Source organism: Apibacter sp. B2912 (assembly GCF_009827835.1).
GTDB lineage: Bacteria > Bacteroidota > Bacteroidia > Flavobacteriales > Weeksellaceae > Apibacter.
In genome coordinates, this window is the sequence record NZ_WINV01000001.1 from 84,759 (window position 1) to 105,774 (window position 21,016).

General features: G+C 31.6%; 18 protein-coding genes. 7 read left to right on the forward strand and 11 right to left on the reverse strand.

Annotated elements, in window-relative coordinates; translation table 11 throughout:
* Positions 1-80: 80 nt before the first annotated feature.
* The 8 genes from GFV01_RS00385 to GFV01_RS00420 all read right to left on the reverse strand — a co-directional run bounded on the left by GFV01_RS00385 (position 81) and on the right by GFV01_RS00420 (position 11,775).
* Positions 81-560: an ankyrin repeat domain-containing protein gene (locus GFV01_RS00385; protein ID WP_160564001.1), complete on the reverse strand. Its 480-nt coding sequence runs from the start codon at positions 558-560 to the stop codon at positions 81-83.
* An 84-nt stretch (positions 561-644) separates the two neighbouring features.
* On the reverse strand, positions 645-2,084 hold the full coding sequence (locus tag GFV01_RS00390) for a catalase (protein ID WP_160564003.1): 1,440 nt from the start codon (positions 2,082-2,084) through the stop codon (positions 645-647).
* A gap of 679 nt (positions 2,085-2,763) precedes the next feature.
* Positions 2,764-5,085, reverse strand: a complete 2,322-nt coding sequence (locus GFV01_RS00395; RefSeq protein ID WP_160564005.1) for an ATP-dependent helicase — start codon at positions 5,083-5,085, stop codon at positions 2,764-2,766.
* 164 nt (positions 5,086-5,249) lie between these two features.
* Entirely contained in the window at positions 5,250-6,842 is a 1,593-nt protein-coding gene (gene pckA, locus GFV01_RS00400; RefSeq protein ID WP_160564007.1) for a phosphoenolpyruvate carboxykinase (ATP), read from the reverse strand.
* Positions 6,843-7,050: 208 nt separating this feature from the next.
* Positions 7,051-8,241 (reverse strand): ABC transporter permease, encoded by a 1,191-nt coding sequence (locus GFV01_RS00405; protein ID WP_160564009.1) that lies wholly within the window; start codon positions 8,239-8,241, stop codon positions 7,051-7,053.
* Positions 8,234-9,400, reverse strand: coding sequence for an ABC transporter permease (locus tag GFV01_RS00410; protein ID WP_160542024.1), 1,167 nt, complete (start codon positions 9,398-9,400; stop codon positions 8,234-8,236). The genes GFV01_RS00405 and GFV01_RS00410 overlap by 8 nt, the downstream gene beginning before the upstream one ends.
* Positions 9,400-10,392, reverse strand: coding sequence for an HlyD family secretion protein (locus tag GFV01_RS00415; RefSeq protein WP_160564011.1), 993 nt, complete (start codon positions 10,390-10,392; stop codon positions 9,400-9,402). Before GFV01_RS00415 ends, GFV01_RS00410 begins: the two co-directional genes overlap by 1 nt.
* A gap of 9 nt (positions 10,393-10,401) precedes the next feature.
* Positions 10,402-11,775: a TolC family protein gene (locus tag GFV01_RS00420; RefSeq protein ID WP_160564013.1), complete on the reverse strand. Its 1,374-nt coding sequence runs from the start codon at positions 11,773-11,775 to the stop codon at positions 10,402-10,404.
* Between the two features lie 166 nt (positions 11,776-11,941).
* Between GFV01_RS00420 and GFV01_RS00425 the strand changes: the two genes are divergently transcribed.
* The 7 genes from GFV01_RS00425 to GFV01_RS00455 all read left to right on the forward strand — a co-directional run bounded on the left by GFV01_RS00425 (position 11,942) and on the right by GFV01_RS00455 (position 19,521).
* The gene (locus tag GFV01_RS00425) at positions 11,942-13,009 is read left to right on the forward strand and encodes an NADH:flavin oxidoreductase/NADH oxidase (RefSeq protein WP_160564015.1); all 1,068 of its coding nucleotides are present in this window, start codon (positions 11,942-11,944) and stop codon (positions 13,007-13,009) included.
* A gap of 119 nt (positions 13,010-13,128) precedes the next feature.
* Positions 13,129-13,491 carry a DUF1573 domain-containing protein gene (locus GFV01_RS00430; protein WP_105297941.1) on the forward strand — a complete coding sequence of 121 codons (363 nt, stop codon included), beginning with the start codon at positions 13,129-13,131 and terminating at the stop codon, positions 13,489-13,491.
* Between the two features lie 29 nt (positions 13,492-13,520).
* Positions 13,521-13,925: a DUF1573 domain-containing protein gene (locus tag GFV01_RS00435; protein WP_160564017.1), complete on the forward strand. Its 405-nt coding sequence runs from the start codon at positions 13,521-13,523 to the stop codon at positions 13,923-13,925.
* A 158-nt stretch (positions 13,926-14,083) separates the two neighbouring features.
* Positions 14,084-15,124: a hypothetical protein gene (locus GFV01_RS00440; protein WP_160564019.1), complete on the forward strand. Its 1,041-nt coding sequence runs from the start codon at positions 14,084-14,086 to the stop codon at positions 15,122-15,124.
* 16 nt (positions 15,125-15,140) lie between these two features.
* Positions 15,141-16,649 carry a bifunctional phosphoribosylaminoimidazolecarboxamide formyltransferase/IMP cyclohydrolase gene (purH, locus tag GFV01_RS00445; RefSeq protein ID WP_160564022.1) on the forward strand — a complete coding sequence of 503 codons (1,509 nt, stop codon included), beginning with the start codon at positions 15,141-15,143 and terminating at the stop codon, positions 16,647-16,649.
* A 70-nt stretch (positions 16,650-16,719) separates the two neighbouring features.
* Positions 16,720-17,127 (forward strand): hypothetical protein, encoded by a 408-nt coding sequence (locus tag GFV01_RS00450; RefSeq protein WP_160564024.1) that lies wholly within the window; start codon positions 16,720-16,722, stop codon positions 17,125-17,127.
* Between the two features lie 126 nt (positions 17,128-17,253).
* On the forward strand, positions 17,254-19,521 hold the full coding sequence (locus tag GFV01_RS00455) for a TonB-dependent receptor plug domain-containing protein (RefSeq protein WP_160564026.1): 2,268 nt from the start codon (positions 17,254-17,256) through the stop codon (positions 19,519-19,521).
* An 87-nt stretch (positions 19,522-19,608) separates the two neighbouring features.
* Here GFV01_RS00455 and GFV01_RS00460 read toward each other — a convergent pair whose 3' ends face one another.
* The 3 genes from GFV01_RS00460 to gcvH all read right to left on the reverse strand — a co-directional run bounded on the left by GFV01_RS00460 (position 19,609) and on the right by gcvH (position 21,010).
* Complete coding sequence (locus GFV01_RS00460) at positions 19,609-19,884, reverse strand: RNA-binding protein (RefSeq protein WP_105297947.1); 276 nt, start codon at positions 19,882-19,884, stop codon at positions 19,609-19,611.
* A 396-nt stretch (positions 19,885-20,280) separates the two neighbouring features.
* Positions 20,281-20,664 (reverse strand): VanZ family protein, encoded by a 384-nt coding sequence (locus GFV01_RS00465; RefSeq protein WP_160564028.1) that lies wholly within the window; start codon positions 20,662-20,664, stop codon positions 20,281-20,283.
* A complete protein-coding gene (gene gcvH, locus GFV01_RS00470) occupies positions 20,633-21,010 on the reverse strand; it encodes a glycine cleavage system protein GcvH (protein ID WP_160557215.1) in 378 nt (125 codons plus the stop codon). The genes GFV01_RS00465 and gcvH overlap by 32 nt, the downstream gene beginning before the upstream one ends.
* Positions 21,011-21,016: the final 6 nt, after the last annotated feature.

Here is a 21,016-nt window from a genome sequence, read left to right on the forward strand (position 1 = left end):
TACTATATGAACAAGTGCATATCGTCATAAATTAATTATAACGATATACAAGTAAAAATAAATATATTGAATCTATAAAGTTAATGTATCTTTTCCAATAAAGCGGATATTTCTTTTAAACCTTGAATTTTTGCATGAATGGCAGGAGTATTTCCTCTTAAATCTGCGATCGATGGATCTGCCCCACTTTCTAATAATAATTTAACTATAGAAGGCCGATTAAACGATGCCGCATACATTAATGCAGTAGCTCCGCTATAATTAGTTTCATTAACGTTTGCGCCTGCATTTATTAATTTATCTGCAATGCTATCAAACCCCTTAAAACATACTCCCATTAATGCGGTATTACCCGAAGCATCTTTTTCATCTACCCTAGAATCAAATTCCAATAAATAATCAACGATTTCCTCATGACCATAATAAGTAGCTAAAAGTAAAGGATTATAACCGCGTCTGTCTTTATAGGTTAATAGAGATAAATCTTTTTTCAAAATTTCAGTTACAAGATCTAAATTGTTATCTCTTATTGCTTGAAATAATACTTCTGGATTTCCCATATAAAAAATATTAAAAAAAATCTGCCGAATAGTATTTCGGCAGAGTAAAAGTTTATTAGTGAATATTAATTTTTAGTGTATATTTTAAATTCCAAGTGCTTTTCTAACACCATTTCCGTATTCAGGATCTGCTTGATCAAATAATTTCAATTGTCTCTCAATTATTTCTCTGGATACACCTTGCATAGCATCTTTGATATTATTAAAAAGCCTCTGTTTTTCTTCTTCCGTAAATAATCTAAATAAGTCTCCGGGTTGCTTAAAATCACCATAAGTATCATTTTCCTCAAAACGATTTATATCACCATGGATTTTATAAGGCGGTTCTTGAAACGAGCGATCTTCAACCGGTCCATTTTTAGAATTTGGCTCATAATAGGCATCCGGATTTTCGTTTAAATTTTCAAAAAAACGCATTTGTCCGTCTTTATAATAGGGATTGTTCTCTGATAAAGGATGATTTGCAGGTAAAAACTCATAATGAGTTCCTAATCTATAACGGTGCGCATCAGCATAAGAGAAAATTCTGGCTTGTAAAACTTTGTCCGGTGAAAAGGATATTCCGGGAACTATATTAGATGGTGAAAATGCTGCATTTTCAATGTATTGAAAATAATTGCTCGGATTTTCATTTAATTCCATAACTCCAATTTCAATTAACGGATAGTCTGAATGAGGCCATACTTTAGTTAAATCAAAAGGATTATAAGGAGTTTTTAAGGCGTCTTCTTCCGGCATGATTTGAGCATAAACGGTCCATCTAGGGAAATCTCCTTTTTCGATTGCCCCGAATAATTGTTCTTGATAATATTCTCTGGTTTTACCGGTAATATCTTGTGCTTCTTGATTAGTTAAGTTTTGTATCTCTTGTTGAGTTTTGAAATGAAGTTTAAACCAAAAACGTTCTCCATTATTATTCCAAAACGAAAATGTATGTGAACTGAAACCATGCATATGCATCGGGCTTTTAGGTATACCTCGGTCTGACATCAATATAGTAACTTGATGTAAGCTTTCCGGAGTCAATGACCAGAAGTCCCACATGGCTTCACTTGATCTTAAATTTGTTTTAGGGTGTCTTTTTTGTGTGTGTATAAAATCAGGAAATTTATAACCGTCTCTAATAAAGAATACCGGTGTATTATTTCCAACCATATCCCAATTTCCTTCTTCTGTATAAAATTTCAGTGCGAAACCTCTAACATCCCTATCTAAGTCTGATGCTCCAGATTCACCTGCAACCACAGAAAAACGTGCCAACATTCTGGTTTTTTTCCCGATTTCTGAAAAGATTTTTGCCCGTGTGTAGCGGGTAATGTCATGAGTCACCGTAAAGGTCCCGAAAGCCCCCCAACCTTTAGCGTGAACTACTCGCTCCGGTATACGTTCTCTATTTTGATTGGCTAATTTTTCAATTAGTTGATAATCTTGTATTAGAACCGGACCTCTTAAGCCTGCCGTCAATGATTTTTGATTATTAGCTATCGGATTTCCAGCAGTAGTAGTCAACTTCTCGTTGCTCATTTGAATTGCTCTTTAAGTGTTAATAAAGTTTTTTTTGAGTGTTTAATAAACCTTTACATCAAATCAATTGATTGATTTTAATATAGTATAAATATTCCTCATATTATAATATTTATATGCAATATAGCTATTACTATGCCAAATTACAAATTATTATCCAATATTATTTTCACTTTTAAATTTTAACATTGTGTATATAAAAAAATATTAACAGTATAATTAACACATTAAAACACATATAACAAATATTATATTGATTATAATAATAAAACATGATATTATAGTAATTAGTAAAAATTATATGATTTTTGTTAGTAATATAAAATTTTAACGTTTAAATAAATCAATTTTTCAATTTCCTTTAAAAATTAAAAAATAATTTTTTACAATCTTACCCATTTTTATACAAGATATTTCATTTTTAATATTTTATAAAGACATAAGAATAGGTAATGTGAATAATTTAGATATGAAATTTTAAAATTAGGTAAGTCAACATTCATAGATATTTTATTGAAATCCGCAGCTTTAAATAGAGTTGAAATAATTCAAAACGATTAAACAAAAAAAACGGTTTTATCAACCGTTTTCTTTAATTACATATTATTATTAATTTTTCTTTCTTTATGGTGTGAATTTTTTATGCAAAAAGATTAAATATATTTTTGAAAATAGTTATTTATTCTAAAACCTTGAGTTTAGCAAATTTTAACAATAATTTTTTATCTCCCTCATTTTCAAAATTTATAAGTGCTTTAGCATTTTCGGGATCTCCTTCAATTGATACTACAGTACCTTTTCCGAAACGGTCATGCAAAACATGATCTCCTATTTTTAAATTGGCAACAGAACCTCCTACCGGATTTGCTAATTTTGCATTAGATATGGGCTTTAAGTTTTGTGGTGATTTGATCGGATCTTTCGACTTCTGATAAATAGGATTGGGTCCTTTAGGATATCTAGGTGCGAAATCATCGGCAAAGATATCCGAGTTCAATCCCGAATTATTTCTTATCGAATTCGTAAAACTGATATTTAAAACTTCCAAATGTTTTTCACTGATTTCTTCCAAAAATCTACTCGGCTCTCCATCCACTATTTTACCCCATCTGAAACGTGTGGTAGCGTACGTGAAATAGGCTTTTTCTTCAGCTCTGGTTAATGCTACATAAAATAATCTTCTTTCTTCTTCTAATTCCTGACGGGTGTTTAATGACATTTGAGAAGGAAATAAATTTTCTTCTAAACCAACTATAAAAACCACCGGAAATTCCAACCCTTTGGCTAAATGGATCGTCATTAATGAAACTTTATCATCGTCTTCTTCACCTGAATCTAAATCTGACGCCAAAGCTATATTTTCCAGGAAAAAATTCAAACTAGGATCCCCTTCATCCAACTGTCTTTGTTCATCTACAAAACCTTGTAAACTGTTTAATAATTCTTGTATATTTTCTACTCTTGAAATTCCTTCAGGTGTGTCGTCTTCTTTTAATGTTTTTAGAATTCCTGAGGTAACGGCAACTTTCATGGCAACTTCATATACGTCTTCTGTCTTCAATAAAACCTGAAAACTTTTAATCATAGTCCAAAAGTTGACTAATTTATCAATGGTTGGTTTATTTAATCCTAAAGAATTTCCTAAAAACTCAATCTGTTCCAGAATTTCATCCAAAGACTTTTGCTGTTGATCTGCTCCTACAATTAGCTTATTGACAGTTGTATCTCCTATACCTCTTGCAGGATAATTTATAATTCTTAATAGTGCTTCCTGATCTTTTGGGTTCACTAATATTCTTAAATAAGCCAAAAGATCCTTAATTTCTTTTCTTTGATAAAAAGAAAGTCCTCCAAATACTTTATAAGATATATTTTTCTTTCGTAAGGCTTCTTCTATAGCTCTTGATTGGGCATTGGTGCGATAAAGTACGGCAAAATTTTTATTTTTTTTCTGTTGAGACATTTTTAATGAAAATATCTCTGATGCTACATAATTTGCTTCATCCGCATCCGAAAGCGCTCTATAAACAGGAATTTTATCTCCCGAAGGATTTTGCGTCCATACATTTTTTTCAAGTTGATCCCTATTTTTGGCAATCACCTCATTCGCTGCTTCCACAATAATTTGAGTGGATCGATAATTTTGTTCCAAAGGAATTATTTTTGCATCCGGATAATCTTTTTTGAAATTTAGGATATTTCTAATATTTGCTCCCCTAAATGCATATATAGATTGCGCATCATCTCCTACCACACATATATTTTCAAATCTGGATGCAAGTGCTTTTACAATTAAATATTGAGAATGATTCGTATCTTGATACTCATCCACCATAATATAGCGAAAACGGTCTTGGTATTTTGCTAAGGATTCAGGAAAACGGGTAAGCAATTCATTGGTTCGAAGCAAAAGGTCATCAAAATCCATTGCTCCCGATTTGAAACAACGATCTACATAGGCTTGATAAATGTGACCAATTTTTGGTCGCATAGCAGCAGTATCTGCTTCAATTAATTCCGGGTTATTAAAATATGCCCGAACCGTGATTAAATTATTTTTATAACTTGATATGCGTCCTAAAACCTGTTTGGGTTTATATATATCAGTATCAAGCTGTAGTTCATTTATTATTTTTTTTATAACATTAAGACAATCCTGTTGATCATAAATAGTAAAATTAGAAGGAAACCCTAATTTATTTGCTTCTGCACGTAAAATTCTAGCAAAAACGGAATGAAATGTTCCCATCCATAAATTTTTAGCTTCAGTTCCTCCAATTAATGCAGCTATTCTTTCTTTCATTTCTCGTGCTGCTTTATTCGTAAAGGTAAGCGCAAGAATATTAAAGGAATCTACTCCTTTATCTATTAAATGAGCAATTCTGTAAGTTAAAACCCTGGTCTTACCTGAACCTGCACCTGCTATTATCATTAAGGGCCCTTCTGTAGTACTAACTGCCTGTTTTTGAACTTCGTTTAAATCTGCAAATAAATCTTTCATACGAAGTCAAAGTTAGGAATTATTCATTAAATTTCTATATAGTGATTTTGATGGTAAATCAAATTTCAACGTTTTTCAATTTATAATGTTAACAATTTTAATTCAAAAAAAATTCTCTGATTTTAACTAATCAGAGAATTTAATAATGTGATTATATTTGTTATTTATAATTTCGGTCCTGCTGCTACTAATTTTTTACCTTCTTCAGTATCCGTATATTGTTTAAAGTTTGCAATATATTTAGCTGCTAAGTCTTTAGCTTTTGTTTCCCATTCTGATACATTAGAATAAGTAGTTCTTGGGTCTAATATATCGGATACGTTTGGTAATTTAGTAGGGAAAGTCAGATTTAAATATGGGATTGTATTAGTAGCTGCTTTCTCAATAGATCCATCGATAATGGCATCTACTATTGCACGCGTATCTTTTAAAGATATACGTTTTCCTGTTCCGTTCCATCCGGTATTTACTAAATATGCTTTAGCTCCATGTTTTTTCATTTTAGAAACCAATGTTTTTGAATACATGGTTGGGTGTAACGAAAGAAATGCTTCACCAAAAGCCGGTGAGAAAGATGGTAAAGGTTCTGTAATTCCTCTTTCAGTTCCTGCTAATTTGGAAGTATATCCACATAGGAAGTGATATTGTGCTTGTTCTTCATCTAAAATGGAAACCGGAGGCAATACTCCAAAAGCATCTGCTGATAAATAAATTATTTTTTTAGCATGTCCGGCTTTAGAAGGAAGAACAATCTTATTGATATAGTAAATAGGATAAGATACACGGGTGTTTTCTGTAATAGATTTATCTTTGAAATCTACTTCTCCATTTGATTTTACAACTACATTTTCTAATAAAGCATCTCGTCTGATAGCTCTCCAAATATCCGGTTCTTTTTCCTCGGAAAGGTCAATTACTTTTGCATAGCAACCTCCTTCATAGTTAAATACTCCGTTATCATCCCATCCGTGCTCATCATCACCGATTAGATAACGTTTCGGATCAGCAGATAGAGTAGTTTTTCCTGTACCTGATAAACCAAAGTAAATGGCTACATCTCCGGCTTCTCCAACGTTTGCTGAACAGTGCATAGAGGCCATTCCTTTTAATGGTAAATAGTAATTCATCATGGAGAACATACCTTTTTTCATTTCTCCTCCATACCAAGTTCCTCCAATAATTTGTACTTTTTGGGTAAGGTTAAACATAACAAAGTTTTCTGAATTCAAACCTTGTTCTTTCCAGTTTGGATTGGTAACCTTAGACCCGTTCATAATGAAGAAATCAGGCTCTCCATAGTGTTCAAGTTCGTATTGAGATGGACGTATAAACATATTGGTAACAAAATGTGCCTGCCATGCTACTTCCATAACAAATCTGACTTTCATTCTTGTATCTTTATTGGTTCCACAATAAGTATCAACCACGTACAATTTTTTATTAGATAGTTGTTTAGCTACTAAACCTTTTAGATTATCGAAAGTTTGTGGAGTTGTTGGTACATTAATTTTACCATCCCACCATATAGTATTTTCGGTTACTGAATCTTTTACAATATATCGGTCTTTTGGCGAACGTCCGGTGAAAACTCCTGTTTTTACGGCTACGGCTCCTGAAGTAGTTAATTCTCCTTTTTCATACCCCTCATTTTTAGGATCCATTTCCGCTTGATATAGTTGTTCATAGGTTGGATTGTGAACAATTTCTTTAATACCTGAGATCCCATGTTTCTCTAGTGATTTTATTAAGTTTTCCATAATTTAAAATAAATTAATTTCTTTTTTTTGTATATACAAATCTAACAATATAAATCTACATATTTTTTTCTCTTATATATGATATAACTCACTAGTCGAAAAAATGTAATTATTAAAAAATTAAAATTTATGGCAAATTATCAGAATATTAAAATAACAGATCCCTTCTTAATTTGAGTATTATGTTCTAAAGTGGCTTATTTTTATCTTATTTGCTTAAATTCACATAAGCTAATCTTTTTAATGTTAACGCAGCAATTACGAAATAAATCAGACACATGATCCACATTTGAAACCATAGTTCTTTTATTTCTATAAGTGAAGCTCCCGATTGGGTTATTTCCAAAAAGCCTTTTACGGCTAACGTAGTCGGAAATATATAAGATATTACTTTTATCCATTCAGGAAATGCCAATGTTGGCCAAGATACCCCGCATAGAAATAATGAGGGGATAGAAAATATAGTGACGATCATAATGGCATCTTCTCGTTTTTTAAAAAAATTCATCGAAAATATTCCTAAAAATGTAACGGAGAAGATAAAGGGAATTAAAAATACAAATACCTCAAATGGATTACCCCGTTGTGGAAATTTAAAAAGTCCCATAACCAATCCTACTTGTATTACCATCAAGATCATTGATATTAACAAATAAGCACCTGATCTACCCAACAATACCGGAATAGTTCCCAACGGCTTTTTAATAAAAGGGTATAATTTTGTATATGATTTTCGTTCTCTTTGTGTTCCTCCCAAAACTCCCATAGCAGAAATTTGCAGCGTTTGTATGGCAATTAAAAATACAACCGGCATAACAAAAGTTGCATATCCCGAATCTATGTTAAATAACGGAACAGATACCGTATCAATAGGTCTTCTTGAGGCAACTGCTTGTTTTTGAGGCGTTCCACCCGCCATCAATTTATTAACTTCAATTTGAGCACTATAAGTTCCTATAGAAGCGGTTACAGAAGTTAAAAACTGTTTGTAATAAAGCATGTATGATGCATCACAATAAACAGAAATGGAAGGTACTTCCCCTCTTTGTATTTTTCTGGTAAAATCTTTAGGTAAAAGAATAATACCTTTAACCTTTCCTAAATTAAAAAGATTTTCAGCTTCTAATAAGCTGGTAGCAGAATGATCTATTTTTACCTGTTGAGATGAATTTAACATTCGTGTAATGGTATGAGTCATCTGTGACTGGTCCTGGTCTACAACAGCTATAGGTATTTTAGTAACTATTTCATTAGAATAAATATATGAATATAAAAAGCCAACTATTATGGGACTAATAAGATAGGATGATTTTACGGCTGCATCTGAAAATATAAGACGAATTTCTTTTACAAATGTTTTGCCTATTACCGATATATATTCTACTAAATCTTTAAACATAATATCCTCCTTTTTTTAATAATCGATTATAGCCGGGCATGGACGCAAATCCTATCAAACAAAATATCATAAAAGCTATTATATAACCGAAGTTAAGACTACCTATCGCAATTCCTCTAACGGCATAATCAATAATAAACCGCAAATAAGAAGTAAATGGAAACGTATAACTCAAATATTGTATCACATCCGGTAAGCCTTCCTTAGGAAAAGTATATCCGGTAAAGGAAAATGCTATGGCTGAATAAGAACCGCCTAGGGTCAAGGCCGAACGCAAATCTTTATTAAAGCTGACGTAAAATAATCCAAATAACTGACAAACGATTACAAATACTATAAAATAAATATTCACAATAAGAAAATTACCTCTTAAAGGAATTCCTATTTTATAGTACAATAAACTATTCATAAAAAAACCGATTAAAGAAAACAAAAGGGTATACGGTAAAGTTTTGGCCCAAAATGAAACCCATACATTTCCTCTACTTTTTACATATAGTTCTCTGCCTTTTCGGTCTTTCAGTACTGATCCTAACACATAGATTGATACTACCATGACTATTATTTGCAAGGCCATAGGCATTAAAGCAATAGTAAGATAATAGGAATAGTTTGTGTAGGGATTAAACAGTATATGTTGTTTTGAATTTATGGGAGATGTAGCTGCTAAAGCTTGTTTTTGAGTTAGTCCTTTTTGTGTTAAGCCACTGATGTGAGCTCCGGCAGCAAAAGATCCTACCGTTGATTGAAAGGCTTTATTAATCAATCCACCGGCTAAGAGATAGTTATTATTGTAATAACAAGCTACCTGAGTATCGATGTTTCTATAAATATCATTTTCAAAATTTGCCGGAATAATTATTAAGGCAAAAGCCTTATCCGTTCGTATCATTTTCTCCCCATCTTGTTGATTCTCCACTTCAGCCACGATATCCATAGAAGATGTAGCATTGAGCATCCTTCCCAATTCTCTGGATGTATTCGATTTGTCTTGATCTAATAAAACAACGGGAAATTTTCGTGGTACTCCTTCCTGCAAAAGACTAGCATAATATAAAAACAATCCACAAGGCAAAATTACAGCCAAAAACATTAATCTTGGACTGGTCAAAAGCCTTTGAACCTCATTTAAAAATATGGAAAAAAAGCCTTTTTGCATTAATCTTTTTTCAATGATTTTTCATCAACTAAGGCACTCATACCGGGTCTTAAGCCTTCCACTTTTTCCATGGGATATGCTTTAATCTCAAAGGTTTTCATATCAAAATCGCCTTGAGTTTTGGTAGCACTCCATGTAGCAAAGTCTCCTTGAGCGGCAATATATCGAACTTGTAATTTTATTTTTTTATTGTTTAACGCGGGAATTTGTGCTTCGAAAGTGGAACCTTTTTTAAAACTTGACATTAAATTCTCTTTGATGTTAAACACCACCCAAACATCATTTAAATCAACCAGATTTACAATTGGATATCCCGCACTTACAACCTCTCCTCTATTCGGAATTATTTTTAATACTTCGGCATTTGAAGGTGAAAGTACTTTAGCTTCTTTTTTATAAGCTAATACCTCTTCTATTGCTCCTTGCGCTTGGTTAACTTGTGCAGATGCTGCTTCTTTATCCTCACTTCTTGACCCATTTATTGCCATTTTATAATTTGCATAGGCTGCTTTCTCTAATTCTCTGGAAGCCTTACTTTGAGTATAAGCTTCATCTCTTTTTTGCGCAGATATTACTTTATCGTTATATAAATTCTGCATTCTTTCATAAGTCTTATCTGCTAGCTCTGCTGATGCTTTTGCTTGTTGCCATTGATTGTAAGCTCCTTGTATTTGTTCTGTTCGAGTTCCTTTTTTGGCTTTTTTATCTTGAGCTTCTGCTGCAGCTTTTGCAGATTCTGCTTGTACTAATTTAGCATCTAACTCCGGTGTACTTAAGACAGCCAACAAATCTCCTTCTTTTACCATATCTCCTTCTTTGATTAGCACCTGTTCAAGTCTTCCCGCAATTTTAGGTGATACATTAATTTGAGTAGCATCTACTTGACCTTGAATGGTTACTTGGGTCGGTTTATTCATAAACCATATAGAAAGGCCTATTATGGTTACAATTATTATGATACTTATGATGGAACTTATAAGTTTACTTTTCATATAAAATGATTATTGATTCGTATATTTTATAAAATCTTGACTTAATCCGCTATATTCTAATAAAGACGCTAAATCGACCACATAATTATAACTGGCTTGTATTTTTTGCAACTTTATACCCGATAAATTAACTTCAGCATCGACCACATCTGTTGAGGTTTGAACCCCTTCTGAAAATCCTTTTACTCTCACTCGAAGTAATTCTTCTGCTTGAACTATTTGAACATCTAAGTTTTGTATTTGTTCTTCTTGTTTTTGTATGTCTTGAAATATTTTTTCAATCAGAGTCCGAATGTCTTTTTTTGCTTTATCTTGAGAATATAATACACTTTCTTTGGTTGCTTTTGCTGATTTTATTTCATTTTTGTATTGCAGACCGTTAAAAATAGTATAGGTCATTCCTAAACCCAAAGACCAGGGTTTTCTATTTTTTTTCATACCTCCTATCGGGTTATTATGAATTAAAATTGAATTTCCTAGAGCTGATATGGTTGGATAATAGGTTGATTTTTTGGATTTAATTGATTGTTCGGTTAATTCAACTTGAAGTTGAAGCTTTTGTAATTCCGGATAATTTTCAACGGCGAAATCCTGGTAATAATCTAACGGATGTAAATAAGGAACAATAAAGAATGGAGTTGTTAATTCTTCATTAACTTGATCTATTCCTAAGGTATTTGCTAATGCTACCCTTGCCAATTCAGCATCTTTTTGAGCGGCAAGATATTGTCGATTAGCTTCTGATACGGCAACATCTGCTTGAAGTTTTTCAACAGGTGCTATCAACCCTTGTTGTTCCATTTTAGTTGCATTATACAAATGTTGATTCATTCCGTCCAACACTTGTTTTCTTACTAAAAGTGCATCTTCAGCTAGTTTAACTTGAAAATATCTTTCGGCTAATTCCGAAATCAGCTTATTTTTAGTACTTACTAACTCTTTATTTCCTATTTCTGCCTTTAATTTTGAAGCTTCAATTGCGGCATTAATTTTTCCTCCTGTGAACAATGGCCAAGTAAATTTAACTCCTCCTAAGGCTATATCTCTTTTGAGGAGATTTACATCCCAATTTCCTAATTCCTCAGGATCAGAAATATTTAAAGCATCCGCAACTTCTGATCTGGCACCATTTAAATTGGTTCCAATTTTTTTATCTCGGTATATACCGGCTCCAAAAATGTCTAATTGAGGAAAACGTAATCCTTTGTAAGATTTTAAGTCAAATTGATAGGCTTCTTCTTGCTTCTCGGCTGCTTTAATCAGATTATTTTCTTTATACATAATAATCTGAGATTCAGAAAATGATAGTGATTGAGAACAGAGTCTTAAAGATATGCTAAAAGCTAACACTAATGTCAAGGAATTTCTGATATATCCTATCATACTTTTATAAATATTATAATTACAAAAATATAATATTTTTTAATATAATTTATTTTTAATTGGGGTATCCATTGTAAAGTTATTAACTTTGATTTGTATATATTTTAAAAACAACATCATAGTTATTATATATTATCTAAAAAAACAATAAAAACCTAAAAATAGTATGTCAAAATTATTTAAACCTTTATCTTTAGAAGGTAACACGCTAAAAAACAGAATCATAATGTCTCCCATGTGTCAATACTCTGCTCATGATGGTTTTGCCAATAATTGGCACTTAATACACTATGGAACCCGTGCGGTGGGAGGAGTTGCGGCAATTATTCAAGAGGCCACTGCCGTTTCCCCTCAAGGTAGAATTACCTATAAAGATTTGGGTATTTGGAAAGACGAACATATTCTTAAATTAAGTGAAATTGTACAATCAATTCACGATAATAACTGTTTAGCGGGTATCCAATTAGCTCATGCAGGACGAAAGGCCAGTACTCCTATTCCCTGGCTTCCTAATGAAAAACTGGATGAAGGATATAAGAAATGGGCTATAGTAGCGCCTTCTCCTGTTCCTTTCGACGGCAATTCACAAAAACCAAGAGAACTATCTATTGATGAAATAAATATCATTATCAATGATTTTAAAGAAGGAGCAGAAAGAGCTGTGAAAGCAGGTTATGATATTATTGAAATACACGCTGCTCATGGATATCTTATTCATGAATTTTTATCTCCTCTTAGTAATGTAAGGAAAGATGATTACGGAGGTAATTTTCAAAATAGAATTCGATTGTTGGTTAGAATTATAGAAGCAATTAAACAAATACTTCCTAAAAGAATTTCTCTATGGGTTAGAATTTCTGCTACCGATTGGATAGAAGGCGGTTGGAGTGTAGATGAATCTGTAGAATTGGCCGAAATAGTAAAAAATTTAGGTGTAGAGGTTTTAGATGTCTCATCCGGTGGTTTAACTCCCCATGCTAAAATACCCAATAAACCTAATTACCAGGTGCCTTTTGCCAATAAAATAAAAAATAATTCTGCCATAATAACCGGAACGGTTGGATTGATAACCCAAGCTGTTCAAGCAGAAGAAATACTCGAAAATAACGAAGCTGATTTAATTTTCCTGGGTAGAGAGCTGTTACGTAATCCATACTTTGCTTTAGAAGCCGCCCATATTTTAGAAAAAGACACCTTATGGCCCCTACCCTATGAAAGAGCTAAATTTAGATAAGACCTTCTTTTTATGATTTCAAAAAATTCATTTTTATTACCAATTATATTATTAGATGGTATTATTTTTGAAAATAAAATTAAGCTAAAGTGAATTTAAAATTTTATATCTTTACAAGTATGAAAAAAACTGCTATATTAGTTTTTCTCCTATTTTTAGGAAGTTTCATTTCCGCTCAATCTATAACATTCAGTCAAGATCAGATAGATTATGGAATAATTAAAAAAAATTCTGACGGTAATCAAATTTTCAAATTTACCAATACAGGTGACAAACCTTTGATTATTTCCAACGTTAAATCATCATGTGATTGTTCTGTACCTTCATGGACCCGAACTCCTATTTTACCGGGTAAATCAGGTGAGATAAACGTTAAGTATAATACAAAGAATCTTGGTAAATTTTCCAAATCAATTGAGGTATTCAGTAATGATCCTAAAATTTCAAGAAAACTTTTAAAAATTAAAGGGGAAGTTCAATAGTTAAAAAAATAGTTAAATATATATCAAACATGAAAAAGTTCGTTTTAAGTTCGGCATTCCTATTGGGAGCATTCATTTTCAGCAATGCTCAGGAAATTAAAATTACCAATTATGAAAATAATACGGTAGATTATGGGAATGTAAACAAAGGATCTAATGGCAAAAGAATTATAAAAATTCAAAATGTGGGAGATAAACCGTTAATTATTTCCAATATAAACACTTCTTGCGGATGTACGGTACCTCAATGGACTACAGAACCTATCGCTCCCGGAAAAAAAGGAGAAATTACGGTTACCTACAATACTTCTAATGTAGGAAGATTCAGCAGAACCATTACCATATCTTCTAATGATGAGAAAAAACCTAATTTACCGGTAAGAATAGAAGGTGTTGTTTTAGCTCCTGAAACCAATCCTGATAGCGATAAATAATTGTAATAATTTATAATACTTAAAGTAAGGACATTGCATAGTTCAGTGTCCTTTCTTTTTAAAATTAATAGTCTTTTTATACGTCTGTATATATGTTTTTTGTAGCTTTGTGTTTTCACACTAAATTCATTATTTACGTCTAATAACTTCTTATTTACATGAAAAAGATTGTTAATATTTTTCTTTTTTTAGTTTTTTTGATAATTATTGCCGGATGCATAATGCCATCTTTTCTTCCCAAAAAAATAGAAATTATAACTACTAAAGAATTTAACAATCCAATGAGTGAAGTCTTTGCGGAATTTAATGATCTTGAAAATTACGCTTCTTGGGGGTTATTAATTAATGAAGATTCTGTAAATACACGTATTAATTATTTTGCCCCTTATAAAGGTACAGGAAGCAGTTTAACTTGGAATAATTCTAAGGATCATTCCATAGGTAAAGGAGAATATAAAATTTTAAAAAGTAAAATAAATAACACCATAAAATCTCAAATAATTTTTGTAGAAAACGGTGTAGTTTGTATCGAGGATATAAATTTTCAATCAAACGGAGGAGTGACCGATGTAACCATCCACCTCACAACAGAAAATTTTACTTATTTTACTCGCATTTTTGCTTATTTATATTCTCATAAATTGGAAGAAAGCTTAAATAAAAGTCTTGATAAACTTTCTATATTATTGCAGAATGGACGATCCAATAAACAACTCCACGAAGGTGATGCTGAATATATTGATTTCAAAGGGATTCAATTGTTAGCCATTAAAAATGAAACTTCCACAAATGCCGAGGATGTCTATAAAGCTATGTATAAATCTTTACATGAAATATCAAATTATTTAACAGATAGTTTAAAATATTCTTATAAAGATATTGATAATCCTATTGTTTATTACAGTACTTATGACACATTGGCTAAAAGTACTATTTTCTATACTGGTTATCCCGTGGAATCCAATATAAACCCTCCTAATTCTGCTATGAGCTTGATAACTCTACCTGCCGGAAAAGCAATCACTACCCCTATAAATGAAAACGTACATACCCTTTTTAAAACCCGTTACATTTTAGATAAATATGCTAAAGAAAACGGAGTTAAACTTAAAAATAGTTACTGGGAAGAATATCAGGATATCCCTCAATCTTTAGATGATGATGTAAAAGGAAAAGCCTTTTATTTAATTACCGAATAAATGTAAAATCATAGTAATGAAAAGAGCTTTAATAAGTGTTTCAGACAAATCCAATATAACTGATTTTTCAATTTTTTTACAATCTCAAGGGTATGAAATTATTTCAACCGGTGGAACTTATAAGCATCTAATATCCAACGGCCTTAATGTCACCGAAGTTAGTGAATATACCGGTTTTCCTGAAATATTGGATGGAAGAGTTAAAACGTTACATCCTTCTATTCATGGAGGGATACTGGCTTCCAGAACAAAAGAAGAACATTTACAATCCATTCATGATCTTAAAATAAAAACTATAGATATGGTTATTGTAAACCTGTATCCGTTTTTCGATAAATTAAATAAAGGATTATTAGAGCAGGAGATGATTGAATTTATTGATATAGGCGGACCAACTATGCTACGATCTGCAGCAAAAAATTTTCACTCTGTAACGGTTATATCTCAAATTGAAGACTATTCTTTAGTAATAGAAGAGTTAAAAAAAGATGGAAATACTTCTTTAGCTACACGAAAAAAATTAGCCGGTAAAGTGTTTAACCTGACATCTTCTTATGATGCAGCCATATCCAGCTATCTTTTGCAGGATGATTATCCTAAGTATTTGAACACTTCTTATGAAAAAGTTGAAAATTTAAGGTATGGAGAAAATCCGCATCAAAAAGCAGCTTTTTATATAGATAAAACCAAAAATGGAGCTATGAAGGACTTTGAACAATTACTAGGCAAAGAACTTTCATTTAATAATTTCCGAGATATGGATATGGCCTATAAAGTTGTTAATGAATTTTCAGAAATTTCCTGTTGTGCGGTAAAACATTCTACTCCCTGTGGAGTAGCTCTGGGAAATACTATAGTTGAAGCTTATCAAAAAGCATTTGAATGTGATCCAATTTCAATTTTTGGAGGGATCATCGCTTTTAATCGAACAGTTGATGAGGAAACGGCTCGTTTGTTGATTACCGTTTTTTTGGAAATAGTTATTGCTCCATCATTTACGGGCGAAGCTTTACAAGTATTATCTTCTAAAAAAAGTTTGCGCGTTATAAAAGTAAACAACCCTGTATCGGATTCAGTTGAATTCGTTAAGGTCGATGGCGGTTTATTAGTTCAGGACGTGGATCATGCTGCAGCTACTGATTTTACACAAGTAACAAATTCAGCTCCTGATAAAAAACAATTGGAAGATTTGATTTTTGCTCAAAAAATAGTAAAACATGCCAAATCCAATGCTATTGTGGTTGCTTCTGATTTCCAAGCCCTGGGTATTGGTTCGGGACAAACTAATAGAATATGGGCGGCTCAAGAAGCAATTGAACGCGCCAAAGAAAAAAGAACCGATCATTTGGTTTTGGCTTCTGATGCATTCTTTCCCTTTCGAGATGTAGTAGATACCGCCGCAAAGAATGGTATAACTGCTATTATTCAGCCCGGAGGTTCCATACGTGATAAAGAAAGCATTGAGGCTTGTAATGAATACAATATTCCTATGATATTTACGGGAATACGTCATTTTAAGCATTAGTATCATTGATATTTATATCATGCAATTAATTTCAACCGGCTAATCCAAATATTTTTTTTATCTTTACTTGATGAAATTAATTCAGTCTATACTTTTGATTTGCTTGGTTTTATTTGCAAATCTTAATCTCTTCATATACCAAAATTGGTGTCATGGAGAAAATATTGGCTATACCATTAATTTCAAAAAATTTTCCAACGAATTAAAACATTCTGAGAAAAAGGATTATCCTTCTTTTGAAAGAGATTTTTGCTGTAAGGACGTCCTAATAAAATCGAACGAAAACAGCTTTTTTTCATTTGATTCCAATTTTCAATATTTAATTTTTACATTTTTAGGAATTATTCCCAATGTAAATTGGGATCTATTTAATTGGGCGTCTTCTCAACAAGAGGGTATAGCACAACTTTATTGTAACCCTCCTCCCCCTGTTTATCAATTATATAAATTTTATTGTCGTTATACCTACTACGGATAACGTATATTTTTTCATGGTTCAGCTTATTCTATTTTATATAAGATAGGATAAGATGCATTATTGTATGTAATCCATGTTCAGTAATGCGGGTTTAAAAATCAATTTTTTATAACTAAATAACAAAAAATGAAAAAATATATAAGTATGTTTTTGCTCGTTTACGGTCTATTGGCTGTAGCCCAGCATAAAACATTAAAAGGTCGTATACTAACTACTTTGAAAAACGGAGAAAATATACCCGTTCGGGGAGCTGATGTAAATTGGAAAGAACACCCGATTATGAAAACTGTTACCGATAGCTTAGGCAATTTTGAGCTGATGTACCACGACGGTCTCTATACTATTGAAGCTGAAAAGGACGGCTTTATTTCTCAAGAAAATAAAATCGATGATGTTGATCATCCCCTAGATATTTTTTTAGAACCCAAACCTTCTTCTTCAGAGAAAGTATTGGATGAGGTTGTTGTCCGACAAAGAGCCAAGGCAGTAAGTATAAAAGCCAATTCTGCTGCTCTTACCTATACAATTAATAAAACGGAATTGTTGAAAGCCGCCTGTTGTAATTTGGCTGAAAGTTTTGAAACAAATCCTACTGTGGATGTTTCTACAACCAATGTAGTAACGGGTTCAAAACAAATTAAAATGTTAGGACTAGATCAAAAATATACTTCCTTAACCGTTGATAATATGCCGGAGGTTAGAGGATTGTCAAGCGCCAGTGGAATAAATTTTATACCCGGCACATGGATAAACAGTATTCAACTTACTAAAGGAGGCAGCACTGTTACTAATGGCTACGAGGCTATAACCGGTCAAATAAATACTGAATTGATGAAGTATAAAGATAAAAATTTTACCACTATCAATTTTTTTGCAAATCAAAATGCTCGTTTGGAATTTAATGTTGTCAATGCATCTTCTATTTCCAATAATTGGAGTAATACCACATTAACTCATTTGAGCGGAAGGTTTGCTAAAGAAGATATGAATCATGACGGATATCTTGATAGTCCTCTTTCCAAACAACTAAATGTAATGGATATCATCCATTATGACGGTATTAAAAAAAACGGATGGGGTTCTCAAATAGGTATTCAGGCGCTTTATGATAAACAGATCGGAGGTCAAAAAAAATTTAGAGAATCAACTGACCGTTTGACCCAAAATCATTATGGACTAGGTATTGAAAATACACATTTTGAAATCTGGAATAAAACCGGATTTGTCTTTCTTACTAAACCTTATCAAAGTATAGGTTTACAAACTAAATTTATTCATCATACTATTGATAGTTATTTCGGTCAAAGAGTATATAATGGAAATGAAAATTCATTTTTTACCAATTTATTATTTGAAAGTATCATTGGTAACACAAATCACAAATATACCTTAGGTGCAAGTTATCTTCATGATGCTTTCAATGAGGATTTTGAAAATTCCAATTATAAAAGAACTGAAAATGTACCCGGGATTTTTGCCGAATATACTACAACTGTAATTAAAAATGTAACTTTAGTATTGGGCGCCAGAACTGATTTTCACAATTTGGCGGGAAACCAAGTGTTACCAAGAATTAATATTAAATATTCTTTCTTGCCTAAAACAACCCTTCGATTAGCTGCGGGAAAAGGCATGAGAACAGCCAATATATTTTCTGAAAATATACAGTATTTTGCTTCGTCTCGTAAAGTACACATTCAATCAAACCATGGCGATATTTATGGTTTAAAATCTGAAATTGCATGGAACTATGGAGGTAGTTTAATTCAGGATTTTAAAATTGGAGCTATCAAGAATACATTTACAATCGATTTTTACCGAACGGATTTTAAAAAACAAGTTCTCATAGACTTGGATCGATCGTCTCAAGCGCTTTGGTTTTATAATTTAGATGGAAAATCTTTTTCAAATACTTTTCAGGCAGTATGGGATATTATTCCTATTTCTAATCTGGAATTGCATTTTGCTTATAAATGGTATGATATTAAAGCCGATTATATGGATGGCAGGCGACAAGTTCCCTTTACTTCTAAAAACAGAGGCTTATTTTCTATATCATATTCTACTCTAGAAACTGAAAACAAAAGTAAATGGGCATTAGACTTTACATTGCAATATATAGGAAAACAAAGACTTCCGGATACTTCTAAAAACCCGATAGAATATCAGCGAAAATCGTTTTCGCCTAATTATACTTTAATGAATGCTCAACTATCCAGATATTTTACAGATAAGTTTAGATCTTATCTAGGAGTGGAAAATTTGGGAGGCTATAAACAAAGAAATCCTATTATAAATCCGGAAAACCCTTTTGGTTCTTATTTCGATACTTCTTTAATTTATGCTCCTATTGTATCTTCAATGTTTTATTTGGGATTTGATTTTAAATTATAAAAATTATTTACATTGACCTGTAAACAAAAAACGACTGAATTTTATTCAGTCGTTTTTTATTTTACTTATTAATTAGTGAATCCATAATTAATAACTTCTTCTAAAGTTATTTCTTGGCTTTTCATCTCTTGGTCTAGCTTCTGAGACATTAATAACTTTACCGTCAAATTCTTTTTGATTTAATTCCTGAATTGCCGTTTTAGCTTCTGCATCTGCCATTTCAACAAATCCAAAACCTCTGGATCTTCCGGTTTCACGATCTTGTATTATTTTTGCTGATTCAACTTCTCCGTACTCTGAAAATAAGTCATGTAAATCTTCGTTGGTCAACCTGTAATTCAGGTTTGAAATAAAAATGTTCATATAAAAATTTTAAAAAATTGGTAAAAAATTAATTGAGAAGAAATCAGACTAAAAACTAGCTATTCAAATTAAAAAGTAGAAGGAAGTATAATAACAATCTCAACGTGCTAATTTACACAATTTTATCAATAAACTCTAATTTTATTTTTTATTTTTTATAAGAATAAAAAAATGCTTTTCATACTTAGTTTTTACACTTATCTTAAATTTTAAGAGTATTTTATTATAAAATTTAAATGCAAAATATTTTTATTTTATCTAATTTAGAAGTAAATCTGCTATATGTTGCGAACGGGTGTATTTTTAAAATTCTAAAATTTCTATTGATTTATGAAATTTTAACTTTGATTGAAATTATATTTTCGAATAATCATTGATTTCAAGTAAAAAAATAGCTTATAATATTTTAATCATTTTTTTTGCCATATAATAACCAAATATACAACCTATGCAATCCGCCACCATATCAGAATATTCAAAGGTTCTTCCCAATTTCATATATTCTTGTAAAAATTCGATCAAAATTCCATATAAAGTACTTGTTCCTATTATTAGCAATTGATTTTTTTTAGGAAATGAAATTTTAGCTAGAAATGATAAGCCAATAAATGAAATGACATGAACTACTTTATCATTTAGTTGTGAAAAAAAATTAAAAAATTTAACTTCATTTTGAGGAGCTCGTAGCAATAACCATGTCAATATTCCAAAATATAAGAAAAGTATAATACGTACATTTTTATACCGTTTAGGTAACCAGTTTTTTATAGTCTTCAGCATTCAATAGTTGATCTAATAAAGTATTATTTTGTATTTGAACCTTTATAATCCAACCTTTTCCATATGGATCGGTATTTACTAAATCCGGCAAATGTTCAAGCTCAAGATTCATTTCAAGTACTTTTCCATCAACAGGCATAAAAAGGTCTGATACAGTCTTTATAGCTTCCACAGTTCCAAAAATTTCACCCAACTTTAGTTGATTGCCGAGGCTATTTACATCTATATATATAACATCTCCCAATTGTTGTTGTGCGTAATCAGTTATACCGATAAGTGCTGTGTTACCTTCAATTTTTATCCAAACATGATTAGAACTATAAAGTAAATCCAATGGAGTCTTCATATAAAA